Origin of the sequence: Microcoleus sp. MON2_D5, assembly GCF_036701905.1 — a bacterium.
GTDB lineage: Bacteria > Cyanobacteriota > Cyanobacteriia > Cyanobacteriales > Microcoleaceae > Microcoleus.
On sequence record NZ_JAUBRM010000002.1, the window covers coordinates 74,344 to 88,918 of the forward strand.

At 46.6% G+C, this 14,575-nt stretch carries 11 protein-coding genes; 8 read left to right on the forward strand and 3 right to left on the reverse strand.

Annotated features, from left to right (window positions below; translation table 11 throughout):
• Window positions 1-18: 18 nt before the first annotated feature.
• Window positions 19-189, reverse strand: a complete 171-nt coding sequence (locus QUA47_RS01125; RefSeq protein WP_333429376.1) for a hypothetical protein — start codon at window positions 187-189, stop codon at window positions 19-21.
• A 255-nt stretch (window positions 190-444) separates the two neighbouring features.
• On the opposite strand from QUA47_RS01125, the gene QUA47_RS01130 reads away from it, so the two are divergent.
• Window positions 445-1,224: a class I SAM-dependent methyltransferase gene (locus tag QUA47_RS01130; protein WP_333429377.1), complete on the forward strand. Its 780-nt coding sequence runs from the start codon at window positions 445-447 to the stop codon at window positions 1,222-1,224.
• Window positions 1,225-1,312: 88 nt separating this feature from the next.
• Window positions 1,313-1,648 carry a cupin domain-containing protein gene (locus QUA47_RS01135; RefSeq protein ID WP_333220510.1) on the forward strand — a complete coding sequence of 112 codons (336 nt, stop codon included), beginning with the start codon at window positions 1,313-1,315 and terminating at the stop codon, window positions 1,646-1,648.
• Window positions 1,649-1,825: 177 nt separating this feature from the next.
• On the opposite strand, the gene QUA47_RS01140 is transcribed toward QUA47_RS01135, so the two are convergent.
• Window positions 1,826-2,527 carry a Crp/Fnr family transcriptional regulator gene (locus QUA47_RS01140; protein ID WP_333429378.1) on the reverse strand — a complete coding sequence of 234 codons (702 nt, stop codon included), beginning with the start codon at window positions 2,525-2,527 and terminating at the stop codon, window positions 1,826-1,828.
• Window positions 2,528-2,572: 45 nt separating this feature from the next.
• Here QUA47_RS01140 and QUA47_RS01145 point away from each other — a divergent pair, with 45 nt between their 5' ends.
• From QUA47_RS01145 to QUA47_RS01165, 5 genes are all read left to right on the forward strand, one after another.
• Entirely contained in the window at window positions 2,573-3,091 is a 519-nt protein-coding gene (locus QUA47_RS01145; RefSeq protein ID WP_333429379.1) for a CdiA C-terminal domain-containing protein, read from the forward strand.
• Window positions 3,066-4,097 carry a thiazole synthase gene (locus QUA47_RS01150; RefSeq protein ID WP_333429380.1) on the forward strand — a complete coding sequence of 344 codons (1,032 nt, stop codon included), beginning with the start codon at window positions 3,066-3,068 and terminating at the stop codon, window positions 4,095-4,097. The genes QUA47_RS01145 and QUA47_RS01150 overlap by 26 nt, the downstream gene beginning before the upstream one ends.
• Window positions 4,098-4,166: 69 nt before the next feature.
• Window positions 4,167-4,334 carry a photosystem II assembly protein Psb34 gene (gene psb34, locus QUA47_RS01155; protein WP_015177107.1) on the forward strand — a complete coding sequence of 56 codons (168 nt, stop codon included), beginning with the start codon at window positions 4,167-4,169 and terminating at the stop codon, window positions 4,332-4,334.
• 545 nt (window positions 4,335-4,879) lie between these two features.
• A complete protein-coding gene (locus QUA47_RS01160) occupies window positions 4,880-7,174 on the forward strand; it encodes a tetratricopeptide repeat protein (RefSeq protein ID WP_333429381.1) in 2,295 nt (764 codons plus the stop codon).
• Between the two features lie 105 nt (window positions 7,175-7,279).
• Window positions 7,280-7,972 carry a response regulator transcription factor gene (locus QUA47_RS01165; RefSeq protein ID WP_190663415.1) on the forward strand — a complete coding sequence of 231 codons (693 nt, stop codon included), beginning with the start codon at window positions 7,280-7,282 and terminating at the stop codon, window positions 7,970-7,972.
• Between the two features lie 114 nt (window positions 7,973-8,086).
• On the opposite strand, the gene hemG is transcribed toward QUA47_RS01165, so the two are convergent.
• A complete protein-coding gene (gene hemG / locus QUA47_RS01170; protein WP_333429382.1) occupies window positions 8,087-9,547 on the reverse strand; it encodes a protoporphyrinogen oxidase in 1,461 nt (486 codons plus the stop codon).
• Between the two features lie 750 nt (window positions 9,548-10,297).
• On the opposite strand from hemG, the gene QUA47_RS01175 reads away from it, so the two are divergent.
• Entirely contained in the window at window positions 10,298-14,533 is a 4,236-nt protein-coding gene (locus QUA47_RS01175; protein ID WP_333429383.1) for a PAS domain-containing protein, read from the forward strand.
• Window positions 14,534-14,575: the final 42 nt, after the last annotated feature.

Sequence of the window (14,575 nt, forward strand, 5' to 3'; positions counted from 1 at the left end):
AGATATCTTGATTATAAATCAATTATTGCCGATCGCGTCATTCATCGCCACCCCGTCATTCAAGGCAGCGGATTTGATGCAACTGCTGGGTATTAGTGGCGCGGCAATTCCTGGCAATTCCTTTTGGGTTCCTCGACATCCTCGAAAACTTGCTGGCTGGGATTTTGATTCTTTTGCTCGCCCCTGCATACGGATACAAGCCCCCGACTCTTGTCGTGAGTAGCCAAAATTTTAGACTATTGTTCAACCTCCCAGATTCATCTATGGAGTAAATTTAAAATCTCAAATCTAAAATTTGTAGAGTAAATTTAAAATCTAAAATCTACAACTGTAAAAATTGACGAGGCTGACGCACCGTACGATAATTTGAATATGAGCTAGATCATAGAAAGATTTGGGAAAATTTGGCATACTGAGAGTAAGGTTAAATAGGAGGTCAATTTAATGACCAATACTGCTCTCAATTTTAAGACTGCACCCGGACATGAAGTTCTGGCCGCGGCGGGTAAGAGAATGCTGAGGCCGGGGGGGAAACTTGCTACGGAACAGTTATTTGAATGGGCGGATTTTCAACCGGGCGAGACAGTTTTGGAGTTGGCTGCTAGTTTTGGATATAGTTCGATCGCCCTTGCTAAACGTTTTGGTGTAAAAGTAGTGGGAGTTGAGAAAAATCCCGAGAGTGTGGCCCGGGCTCGTGCTAATGTTGCAGCAGCCGGTTTGAGCGATCGAGTGGAAATTGTGGAAGGAGATATTTTTCACTTGGATCGGATTTCCCAACAGTTTGATTGGGTTTTGGCTGAAGCTATCCTGACAATGCAGTCGCCGTCAGGGAAAGCTAAAATTGTATCGGGAATTTGCGATCGTTTAAAACCAGGCGGCAAGTTTCTCTCTCACGAACTTTTAGCTAGAAACCGAGAATCTGAAATTCACAAAGCTTTATCAGAAGTGACTCGGGCTAATTCAACGCCTTTGTCTGAGTCTGGCTGGATTGCTGTTTGCCAAAACCCGGGTTTGCAAGTAGAAAAGTGTCAAACCGGGGCGATGGGGCTCCTCAACTTACCGCGAATGCTGCAAGATGAAGGGGTTGTGGGTACTGTGCGGATTGTGTGGAATATATTAAGTCGATCGCAAATTCGCGATCGTATCTTAGCAATGCGTCGAGTTTTCCAGCATTATCAACAAGATTTAGGCTACATCGTTATCTCTGCCAAAAAACAATCTTAACCCAGTCAATCGATTTTCGATTTACGAGGGAAGAAAGTGAAGCCACTGATAAATTCGGGGCTTGTGACCAAATTAATTGTCAAAAACTATGACTACTACTCTTTTACCGCTACAATCTTCAGCTATCCAACTCCGAGACGCAATTGAATATCCCGCCGCCGGAGTGTCGAGCAAAGTTTTAATCAAAGACAATAATTGTCAGTACAATTTACTTTGTCTGGCTGCTGGTAGCGAGGTTTCCGAGCACTCTTCGCCGCGCAATGCCACAGTTAATGTCATCGAAGGAAAGGGGATTTTGACTCTAGAAGGCAAAGATATTGTCTTGGAACCGGGGGTGTTTGTTTTTCTGCCCGCCCGCGCCCTCCACGCTTTGAAAGCTGAACAAAATTTGGCATTTATCTTGACACTTTCCGAGCCTCATTAATGCCATCATTATTCGGTAGGCGCGGGTTTTACCCACCATAATTGCCGAACATCAATAATCTGATAAACCCGCCCCGCCCCGATTCACGGGTTGTGGGGGGCGGGTTTATATAGATAGTGAGTGGCAGTCAAATATTGTTTGTGAAACCCGCCCTTACAAGAATTGGGATTTTAACATTTAATCTATTTCATCTCCCGAGGCGATATCCTCCAATTTTTTCCAGTCCAATACAATAATTTTACCGCCTCGACTGTAGGATACAAACGGCTTGAGTTTCTTAAACAACCGCACGCATTCTTCGTAAGTAATTCCAATACTGCGAGCAATTTGATAGTAGGGAAAATGTTTTTCTAAACATACACTATTATTCGCCATCTTCGTACCTTGCTCGACGGCAAAGTAATGAATAAATCGGGCCAGCCGGACGATCGCCCTTTCCGACACCAACCCGTGCACCGTCTCGTGCAGTTGCTGCAACCGCTGATTAAAAACCGCCAATATTCGCAAAGCAATCTCGGGATTTTCCCGAATTGCTGCTAGCAAAAATTCCCGTTCTGTGGTAAGAACTTCCACATCAGTTTCTGCCGTCACCGTTGCGGGGGCAATGCCGTTGCCTAGCAAAGCAGGTGCGGCAAAAATATCTCCCTGAAATAAAGTGCGGAGAATTGTTTCTTTGCCCGCCGCCGCTGTTTTTGCAACCCGCAGAGAACCGCTCAAAAGAGTGTATAATTTTTCGGGGATGCGATCGCCCTCATACATCACAACTTCTCCCTGTCGGTAACTGCAAATTACTGTGTGTTCTTGCAATCGCTCTAATTCAGTTCGGCTTAAGCTGGCAAATATTCCAATTTTAGCCACTTGCTCGACACTTGCTTTCATAGATTTAACTCTACCCGATCCGAGTCCATTGAGAGTATAGTAACGGTGAATTCAGAATATATCGAGACAAGCAGAGCCATCTACGAAAATGCAGAACCAGAATATCGGCGATATTATTTTGAGGAGATAGCTGGCGGATTTGTGCTAATTCACCAACAACACAATCTTAATAATTCGGAAAGTTTTGTCGCTGAAGTTTTGGCTAAAATGGGAAAGAGAGTTACGCTGTTGAGCGAGCAAGCAGCAGAGGGTGTGAGAACCCCAGACGCTGAAATAGACGGTCTGATTTGCGAATTTAAGGAGTTAACAGAATCTACGAGGAACATCAGGTATCGAGTTCAAGAAGGAATAAGCAGGGCAAAAACTAAAGGTGCATCAGCAGTTATTTTTCACATCAACCGAGAAAATTACGATGTCTGGAAAATCAACGCTGGCATCAAACAAGGTCTGTTTTGGGTATCCCAAAACCAGATTCAACAAATAATTTTTGTTGCCAACAGCAAACAAATTCAAATCATTACAAGGGAAGACTGGCAAAATGGAAGACCATTTCAGCGAATTTAAAGAAATCGTAGAGTGCGGGTTGAAAAATAATATGCCGCGAGATGCTAAACTAATTACTGTAGGCCAAATTTTATATGCTGTTACCCGCGACGATCTAACCATAAAAGAAGGTTGGCAGCTTGAAGAGATGATGGGTGGCAGAACACAGTGGGAAGAGGCACTTGAGTACAGCATTTTTGGGTATCCAGTAGACACAGCAACGCCACCTTTAGACAAACCTCTGGTTATTGCCGGCAAAACTTTTCATTCTCGTTTGATGACGGGGACGGGAAAATATCGCAGCATTGCAGAAATGCAGCAAAGTGTCAACGCTAGCAGGTGCGAAATTGTGACTGTAGCTGTGCGGCGAGTGCAAACAAATGCTCCCGGTCATGAAGGATTGGCAGAGGCTCTTGATTGGACTAAAATTTGGATGCTGCCAAATACTGCCGGTTGTCAAACTGCTGATGAGGCAATTAGAGTAGCTCGTTTGGGCCGGGAAATGGCGAAACTTTTAGGGCAAGAAGACAATAATTTTGTCAAATTAGAAGTGATTCCCGATTCTAAATATTTGCTGCCAGATCCGATCGGCACTTTGGAAGCTGCAGAACAATTAGTTAAAGAAGGTTTTGCCGTTTTGCCCTACATCAATGCCGATCCCTTGCTGGCAAAACGCCTCGAAGAAGTCGGTTGTGCGACAGTCATGCCTTTAGGTTCGCCCATCGGTTCAGGACAAGGGATCAACAATGCCGCCAACATTCAAATAATTATTGACACGGTAAATATTCCTGTGGTAGTCGATGCGGGAATCGGAACGCCCAGCGAAGCGGCGCGAGCAATGGAAATGGGAGCCGATGCACTGTTGATTAATTCCGCGATCGCCAATGCCCAAAATTCCCCGGCAATGGCAAAAGCAATGGGAATGGCAGCAGAAGCCGGCCGGATAGCGTACTTAGCAGGCAGAATGCCGATCAAAGATTACGCGATCGCCTCTTCCCCCCAAACAGGCACTGTCACCTCCAAATAAATGGCCGAATTTTCCTGGGCGCTTTTTTGGTACAGTTGTAAACATCAAAAATATTAAGGATTGTGACTGATGCCTTACATCAAAGATGACGATGGACGCCTGAACAACTTTGCTAAAGAGCCGAAGGTGTATGAAGCCGTACCTCCCAACAAAAATCAGCAACGGAACTATATCATCATGGGAATTGCAGCAGCCATGTTGGTCGCTGGTTTGGTGTTCGTGGCTGCTTCCGTCTAAAAGCTGGGCTGAGACTCAAAGCTGCTTCAAATCGCAATTTTAAATAATCCTTCAACAAACCATGTTTTCCAACCAATGGAAACATGGTTTTTGTGTTTCAATACAAAGCAGGTAGTTGCGATAGTCCTGAAGCGTGCCGAGCGAGCTGGAAAGCTAAATAATATCAATTCCGGTTACACCGGAATGATTGGGTGTGGGGAGTGGGGAGTGGGGAGTGGCGGAATGTGGAATTATTGACCTTGACTCGATCGTGCCCCTCCAACCGCAAACGATATAAGACCCGCAGAAATTTGGTTCTTTGCTCTCGGCTGTCAGCTTCAGGGACTTGGGTTGCACTTAATCACACTGGTTCGTCACCCACATAAAATTGCCAATTGAAAATCTACAATCCTTTAGTCATCACCGGTGCGATTGACTACCTTCAGGGCTTAGTTGTGAGTTATGAGCGATCGAGATTTCAACTCTCAACTCTACAATCTAAAATCTACAATCCAAAATCTAAAACCTAAAATCTAAAATCTAAAATCTAAAATCGGCTGACCCTGATGTCTATTCCTTCCCAAAAAGTTTCTAGCTCGAACAAGCTGATCTACCAACGCTTGAAACAGGCGATCGACCTCAATTTACGCCGTCAAATTTTTATCGCCGCCTGCGACGACTTGTGCTTGCGGGACTGTCTGGCAGCCCGCTTGCAGACAGAATTAGCCGCAGAGAGCGCAGGCTCCGATCCTCGCTCCGCGATCCACTACCCCCGATTTGTCAGTTTGGAACTTGACTTGAGCGATCCAAATCCTTGGGGTTCGATCGCCGCGTGGCTGACCCAACACCCACCGCCGCAAAACAGGGGCAGTTACAGCCCTTGGCCGACATTTCAAATTATCGGGGCAGAACACCTGACCAGGCAGTCAGCAGCAGTGCAGTGGTCGTTCCTGAGCTATTTGAGAGACATCGAAGCAAACCTGCAAATGTGCGAGTCTACTGTGTTGCTGTGGGTGTCGCGGCCCTGGCTGAGTTCGATCGAGCACTCGGCCCCGGAATTTTGGCACTGGCGAACCGGAGTATTTGAGTTTGAAGGCGAACCAACTCCAGCTAAGGGAGACTTCGGGCACTTTGATGACTTCGGGAACTCCGGAGACTTGCGAAACTTACGGGACAAGGGAGACTTTGGCAACCAACTTTTAATACCTTCTTTGTCTGGACAATCCCCAATTCCCGACGAAAAATCCCCAATTCCCGACGAAAAATCCCCAATTTCCTATCCCCCGTCCCCAGCGCCAGATTCTAAATCCGTCCAACTGACAGAGGACGAACAATCCCCAATTTCCCATCCCCCGTCCCCAGCGCCAGATTCTAAATCCGTCCAACTTGCAGATTTGGTGCTAGCAGCGGCTTCTGATGAGTTGGAAGCAGAAAATGATGCCGCATCGGAGGACAAATTTCTGCCGCTGCAAACTCTGCAATACATCGAACTGCTGCAAGAACATCATTGTTCTTGCGAAGCTTTGGCTTTGGCTTATCACAGTTTGGGGAATTACTACCGCGATCGCATTCTGGGGGGAGACGTTTCAGAGCACAACCTGACAATCGCCATTCGCGCGATCGAACAAGTGATTGCGTATCTCGACGTTGACACCAACTCGCAGCAAAATCAACCACTAACTGAGGAATGCGCGCGGCTGATTGCCCAATTGACACAAAATTTAACTCAGTACGCCCAGGAGTCCAACAGCCTACCGCCTATTTCCGATCTGCTCAACGATCTCGGCACTCTCTACTGGATGCTGTCGCGCGATCGCACTAATGCCCTCAACGCCTCAGATCCGGTATCCAGCCTTGAACGCAGCATCGCCCTCTACCTTGAAGGTTTGAACCGAACAGATAGCGAAACCGTACCCCAAACCCGCGTTAGATTAAACAAAAATTTGGGAATCGCCTCGGCCGATTTAGCCCGCTATCGAGACAAGACAGAGAACTTGCAGCACGCAGTTGCAGCTTACCAACAAGCGCTGCTGGATCTAGACCCCGCCGTGGAGCCCCAGCAGTACGCTGCTGCTCAGAATAATTTGGCGACAGCATACTGGAATTTAGCCCAAGATGGTGAGCCGATCGTATATCTCAAAAGCGCGATCGCAGCTTACACCCAAGCTCTCTCCTGCTACAGTCCCGAACGAGAACCCCTCAACTATGCCGGAGTGCAAAACAACCTCGGTACCGCCTGCTGGAATCTCGCCCAGCACGAACCCTCAGAACCCCTGCTAGTCAGGGCGATTTCCGCCTACCGCGAAGCATTGAAATACCGCACCCGAGAATTAGTACCCGCAGCAGCAGCCGCCACCTACAATAATCTCGGTACCGCTTATTGGCATTTGGCGAACCAGTTTCAGCAGAAACAGGCGCGGACGGAATCATTGCAGCAGGCGATTACCGCCTACGAAACCGCCTTGGATATCGCCGGAGAGCTCGATCGAACCCAACTCACCTTTGACGCCTTGGCCGCCCGCAACAATCTCGGACTAGCCCACTATCAACTAGCCACCGACCCACATTTCCCCGCTAATAAAGTCGCACAGACAAGCCATCTAGAAGCAGCACTGCACCACCAGTTGCAAGTGTGTGCCGAATGGGGACAACATCTCAATGACAAAGGGTTAACATATGGGGATAAACTCAACTTGCAAGCCGCGGCAAACTCCCAAGCTGCTGATTCCCGGCAAACAGCATTGAGCTATATTGTCAAAACGATTAGAGCTTTCTATAGTGAATGTGGGCTGCCAGGCCAAAATTTAGCCTTATCCAAAGTTCCTGGAGATTTATTGCCTGAAATTTTGCGTAGGTTATAAATAGGGCTATAACTATTAAAAGCTCAATTTTTTCGAGATTTGTATCCAGTTTTCTATTATTATGGCTGAATATTCTTGCCTAATTCTTCAAGCAAACTTGTGGTCATGGCCCCTGTAAAAATCCTTGTGGTTGATGACGACCCGGCAATCCGAAATTTAATTCACCGTTTTTTGAGCCAGCAAGGTTATCAAGTTGAGTCTGGCGAGGACGGTCAGACTGGTCTGGAATTATTTGAGCAACTCAATCCTGACTTAGTAGTTCTAGATGTAAATTTACCTGATACAACTGGTTACAAACTGTGTCAAGAAATGCAAAGACGCACCGGCGTGTTTGTGTTGATGCTGACTGCCCGAACCGATGAAGCTGACAAAATGAAAGGGTTTGCCGAAGGTGCTGACGACTACATTACTAAACCTTTTAGTCTTGTAGAAATTGGAGCTCGCGTTGCAGCAATTTTGAAGCGCAAACGCATTGTTACTCCCGCCGAACAAAAAACTCTTACTTTTGGAGAGCTACTAATAGATCCGGTTCGCCGCGAGGTAATTCTCGGCAGTCAGATGGTTGCTTTGACTGCTTTAGAATTCGACCTGCTGTACTGTTTGGCCAGCAAACCCGGTCGCGTGTGGAGGCGATCGGAATTGCTGCATGAAGTGTGGGACTACGAGTATGTAGGAGCCGATCGCGTGGTGGATGTCCATATAGGTCAAATTCGCCGCAAAATTGAACTAGATCCCAATCAAATGCCGATGATTCAAACCGTCCGGGGGGTGGGTTACAAATTTGAACCCACAACCTAGTAACATTCGGCATTGGGCAGCGGATATGAAGGCAGAAGGCTGTAGGTGCGGGTTCACCAATATTTCGGATTAACATACTCGATATTTGTAAACCCGCCCTCCCCACACAATAATTCAGATCGATCGAGTATTTGATTGTTTGTTCTGCAAATACTCGCCCACTTCTCGTGCACGCTCAAAACCCCTTCGCACGCAATCTCCCAATGCCACTCCGCCAACGTAGTTGCTGCACAAATACACCCCAGGCAAAGATTTTAAGCCCTCATCGATTTGTTGCAGGCGATCGAAATGACCCAAATTGTACTGAGGAATCGCCCGCTTCCACACATTCACCGCTAAAACTTTTGGCTGTGGCACATCTGGTTTCAGCAAAATCCGAGACAAATCTCGGTGTACCTCCCGAACGATTTGTTCTGAGTCGAGATTGCCAATTTCCGAATCAGTAGCCCCGCCGATGTAACTGCTGAGAGTTTGCCACCCTGCAGGCGCGCGATCGGCAAATAAACTCGATGTCCAAATCGTCCCCAGAGTGCGAATTCCCTGCCCCCTCGGAATTAAATTTCCAAAACCCACTAATTTACCCTTGACATCCGACTGCGGGTATGCTAGTACAACGCAGGCAACCGTAGGATAAGTAAAAGCTTGTAAAGCACTGCTAACTTTCGGTTGCAGAGGCTGCAACAAATCGGCTGTAACGTAAGCCGGCGTTGTCAAAACCACGGTGCGCGCCTCAACTTCCTGCTGTCCGTCGGGCGTCGAGAATACAGCAATGTAAGTTTCGCGTTCTGTACGCTGGAGGCGAGTCAGGTGCCAATTGAGTTTCACTCGATCGCCCAATTGAGCAGCGATCGCCTCTGGCAGAGCCTTCAACCCCTGTTTGAACGAACCCAACTCCCCCGGTCTAGTCTTAGGAACATTCGGGTCTGCAGGCATTGGCTTCGGTCTTTTCCTAGCAGAAAGCAGCGCCCCCGCCATCAGCCCGCCACCCATATCAGCCATTTTTGCTACCCGGCCAAAAGCTGCCGCCGCGCTAAGTTGTTGCGGATCGCCGGCATAAACCCCAGAAACAAAAGGTTCCACCAACCGCTGCATCACTTCCGTACCGAGATGACGGCGGAAAAATTGAGAAACAGTTTCCTCGTCACCCTGCTGCGAAAGTCCAGCACCCATTGCCGGCGCGACAAACCCCAAAGCCCCGAACAACGCCCGCATTTTTCCCGGAAAACTCAGCAACTGAGACTGAATCATCGCCGGGGGAGTCATCGGCACCGGTTGCAGCTTTTTTTGCCAATAAACATAACGAGGCAATTTGCGATCGGCAAAAATCAACTCCTGCTTCAATCCCACATCCACAGCCAACTTCATCAATTCTGGCGTCGGCGAAAAACTGTTCGGGCCCTCCTCCCAGAGAAACCCCCCCGCTGTCACAGTGGTGATGTTCCCGCCCACACGTCCTTGACTCTCAGCGACTAAAATCTTCAGCGAGGATGGACTCGTTGCTTCCTTGTGAAGTGCGTGCGCCAAACTCAAACCGCTAATACCCGCACCCACAATCAAGGTATCTAATAGTTCCATATTACATAGAAAAATATCGCAATCTTTATGTTACATGGCTTTGCACGGCTTGCGTTCTTTGCTTCGCGTACTGCCAAACCGTTTTCAGATTACCGAATTGGGAATTGCGAATCGAGAATTGAGAATCGGGAATTGGGAATTGGGAATCGGTAAGCTGTCTGGCATTTCTGAAGCATTTTGCTCGCAGGTTGTGGATTGCACCTGTGCTCACCTCCCCGTCTCCCGGTCTCTCCATCTCGCTTTTGTATCCGCTGGGTCTGGTTTTAAAAAAGAGCATCTGCTGTAATTAAGCTATATTCCCCAAAATACTATTTCTTTAAAATTTTTGTATTATAGGGAACAGCGCCGAAAATTGCACCGGGAAACGCAGCAGTACAGTGCTCAAAAAGATTTGAGTGGGTTAAACTAACGTTAGGAAAATTTTAGAGCTTAAGCAAGTCAGCACCCCGCTCGGAAGAGATGGGGCTTTATGCCCTAATCAAAAGAGATAGTTGACTAGCTATCGTCTTAACTGATTACGTTATCAAAAATATGGGTGTAAGCCCAAGCTGCTATCCGATCGCGGGTGAAATGTTTTAAACGGTAATTGTTCCGTTAAAAATAGATCGCAAAAGTACCAATAGACCAAGTATCTCCCTGTAGCAACAATCAATATTTAAGGCGGTGAAAACTGCCTGATGAGTGTTTCCTCGATCGGTCTAAAGACACGAGGTTTCCCTAATACTAAGCTTTTCTCCTGAAAAAATACCCATGCAGGAAGTTATCAACTCGTTTCAGTCTTTTTTCTCTAACTCTGTTGATGCTTTCCTAGAGTGCGATCGACAGCAAAAGTACCTATCGATCAATCCTGTCGCTGCTGCTTGGATGGGATTGGAGCCTGCTGAAATAGTCAACCAAACTAATCAGGAATTATTAAAATTATATCCCAATAATGCTGCTGTCAAAAATATAATCTCGCAGATTGATTCCTGCCTCCAACAAGTATTTATAACCGGGGAAAAACGGCTGGCAATTCATGAGGTGATGGCGGCAGACGGCGGGATTAAAATTTACGAAACTGCTTATACGCCAGCGGTGGATGCCTCTAGCAACCAGATGCGGGTTTTGGGCGTCGGTAGAGATATCACCAGGCACTACCGCTGGCAGCAGCAGAAAACTCAACAGTTACGCCGGTCGAACCATTTACTGTGGTTGAATGCAGCTAACAGTCCGCTGGCAATGGTAGGCTGGGATGAAGATTTTCGGATCGTTCAGTGGTCGAAACGCGCCGAGGAAATCTTTGGTTGGACATCCGATGATATGATGGGCAAGCACTTCGGCGATTTGGCTTTGGTTTGCCAGGAAGATAGAGAGGCTATAAGCGCGATCGAGCTTGAACTAGCCACTGGCAACGGCAATACTTCAATTAACCGCAACTATACTAAAAGCGGACAGGTAATTTGGTGTCGCTGGTTCAACTCGATTATTCGCAGCGGCGACACTTTTACTGTGCTTTCTTTAGTGGAAGATATCACCGATCGCAAACGATTGGAAGCAGAAAAAGCCCAAGCTTCTCGCCTCACAGCAATGGTAGCCGATGTGGGTATTGCCCTCACCAAACACCCTCAAGATATCCTGCTTCCCTGCTGCGAGGCAATGGTGCGGAATATTGATGTCGCTTCTGCTGAAATTTGGACTTTCAACTCTCAAAATAATCTTTGGCAATTGCAAGCAGCCTCGGGAATATACAGTCGCACAGACGATCGGGCTAGCTTTATTGAAAGTAAGGTTAACTCGATCGCCAAACAGCAAAAACCGGAATTTGACTGCGGATTTGAACTGAATAATTTTGGACTCCCAGAGGAAGAATCTGCGAAAACAACACCGCCACACAGTTCCGAAGTAGCAATTATCAACACCAGCCCAAAGCCGACCAATTGCCCAATACCTAAGCAAATTCTCACCTTCGCCGGCTACCCTTTGATAGTGGAAGAACGGCTGGTGGGAGTCATGGTAATTATCAGTCGCCAGCCCCTGACAAAACCCTTTCAGGACACTTTAGCATCGGTTGCCGATGTCATCGCTTTAGGCATCGAACGCAAGCGTGCAGAAGCTGAATTAAAATCAGCTAGAGGCTTCCTCAATTCCGTAGTAGAAAATCTGCCGGTGGGAGTTTTTGCTAAAGATGCTTCTTCGCTGAAATTTGTGCTGTGGAATAAAGCCGGAGAAACGATCGCAGGTGTTACCTCTCAAGAGGCGATCGGCAAAAATGACTACGATATTTATCCCAAAGAACAAGCTGATGTTTTCACTGCTCAAGACAGGGAAATATTGACCGGCGATCATAACCAATCTACTGTTAAAGACATAGCCGAAGAGCCGATCCAAACTCGCCACAAAGGTATGAGAATACTGCACACCCGCAAAGTGCCGATTCTCGACGCCGCAGGCCGCCCTCAGTACGTTTTAGGTATTACTGAAGATATCACCGAACGCAGGCAGGTAGACGAAAGCGTGCGCCTCTACGACCAAATTGTCGAGAATATGCAAATTGGTTTGTACGTCTACCATTTAGAAAACATAGACGATGATAGCACTCTCAGGGCGATCGCCTCCAATCCTGCGGCTACCCTATTTACCGGATTAGAAATGGCTGATGTTTTGGGAATGACAATCGACGAGATTTTTCCCCACCTGCGATCGAAAAACATTCCCCAAGCATTTGCTTCGGTAATTCGCAGCCAGAAAGCCGTAGAACTTGAAGATATTGACTGCGATGAAGGCGGGAGAATAACTCGCGCTTTTTCTATTAAAGCTTTTCCCTTACCCAACAACTGCGTTGGTGTTGCTTTTGAAAACATTACTGCTCGCAAGTGCCTAGAACTAGAACTGCAGGCGTCGTTGGAAAAAACCGAACGTTCTGAACAACTCCTACGCACAGTAATAGACAAAACCAGCGACTGGATTTTTGCCAAAGACAAATATTTTCGCTATATTTTGGCAAACAAGAGTTTCGCTCAAGCCATCGGCAAAACAGTCGAAGAAATAATTGGGAAATCCGATTTAGAGTTAGGATTTTCAGAAGATATTGTGTTTGGGAATTCCGCCCAAAATATCCGAGGCTTCCGCACAGACGACTCTGCTGTACTGGCCGGCGACATCATCCACAATCCCTGCGATGCGGCAACTATTGCTGACGGTTCAGTACATATTTTTGATACCCAAAAACTTCCCCTGCGCGACGCGGAAGGTAATGTATTTGCAGTGCTAGGTTTCGCTCACGATATTACAGAGCGACATGAATCCGAAGCAGCTTTGCGTAGAAGTGAATTAAGATTTAGGTCTTTGGTAGCTAATATTCCCGGCATGGTTTATCGCTGGAAGTGCGATTTTTCGACTAATTTTATTAGCGATGCCGTTTACCTATTAACCGGCTACCCTGCCGCAGATTTTATTTGGCTTTTGGACAGGAGATGCCGGACTTTTGCTAGCATTATTTACCCCCAAGATTTGGCAAAAGTAGAAGCAACTATTCGGCAAAGCATAGAAAACAAAGAGTCTTATAACTTGGAATACCGCTTGCTAGCAGCAGACGGCACGGTTAAATGGGTGTGGGATAAAGGTTCTCCTGTGTTCGACGCAGATGGAAACGTTTGCTATTTGGACGGGGTGATTTTTGATATTAGCGATCGGTACTACGCTGAGGAAGCATTGCGCCAAAAAACTTTAGAGTTAGAAGCAGTTTTTCGCGCTTTGCCTGATTTGTATTTTCGACTAGATGCTGACGGTATAATTGTGGATTATTTGTCAGGAACTTCATCGAGTTTATACGTGCCTCCCGAACATTTTATGGGTCAACGAATGACCGACATATTACCACACAATGTCGCCTGCCAATTTGCCCAAGCAATCTTGGAAATTTCCGAAACAAGAAATTCAATCGATATAGAATATTCGGTTTCCCTGTCGGAAGGAGAAAAAACTTATGAAGCCCGACTGTTGCCGTTTAATTCAGATCAGATTATTATTCTAGCCCGCAATATTACTAATCGCAAACAAGCCGAAGCTCAATTAAAACATAAAAATCGCCAGCTAGAGCAAACATTGAAACAATTAGGCAGGACTCAAGCTCAACTAATTCAAGCGGAAAAAATGTCTGGTTTGGGACAGCTAGTGGCGGGAATTGCTCACGAAATCAATAATCCTGTCAGTTTTATTTACGGTAATATCAGTTACGCTAGTGAGTATGCCAAAAACTTGCTGGAACTGTGCAGTTTGTACCAAACACATTACCCGAAACCTGTTGCTGTTATCGCAGAGTTGGCTGAAGAAATAGAACTGGAATTCATGAAAGAAGATTTCCCGCATTTGCTGACTTCTATTCAAACCGGAGCCGAGCGAATTCGCCAAATAGTTCTGTCTTTGCGTAACTTTTCCCGCCTGGAAGAATCAGATATTAAGCGTGTTAATATTCACGAGGGAATAGACAGCGCTCTGTTAATTTTGCAACACAAGATTAAAGAAAATGGCAGGAATCGTCATATCCAAATAGTTAAAGAATATGGGGAATTACCACAGGTACAGTGCTACGTGGGGCAATTAAATCAAGTGTTTATGAATATTTTAAATAATGCTATTGATGCTTTAGCGGATGTCAGGAATAGGAAGTTGGAAGTGGCGAGTTATTCAGAAGAGGAACGGCAAGATTGTGCTAGTTTACCTTTAACTTGCGACACATTGCCGTGGATTCGGATTCGCACGGAGGTGCTGGAGAACAATCGGGTTGCGATCGTAATTTCCGATAACGGGTGTGGAATGGCAGAGCCTGTTAAATGTCGGGTGTTTGACCCGTTTTTTACTACTAAACCAGTAGGCAAAGGTACAGGCTTGGGACTGTCTATCTCGTATCAGATTGTGGTGGAAAGACACGGAGGGACGCTGCAGTGCACTTCCGCGCCGGGAGAGGGAACTGAATTTGCGATCGAGATTCCCATTCGGCAGAGGTAATTAGTCATTGGTAATTGGTAGTTGCACCAGAAAAATGATAAT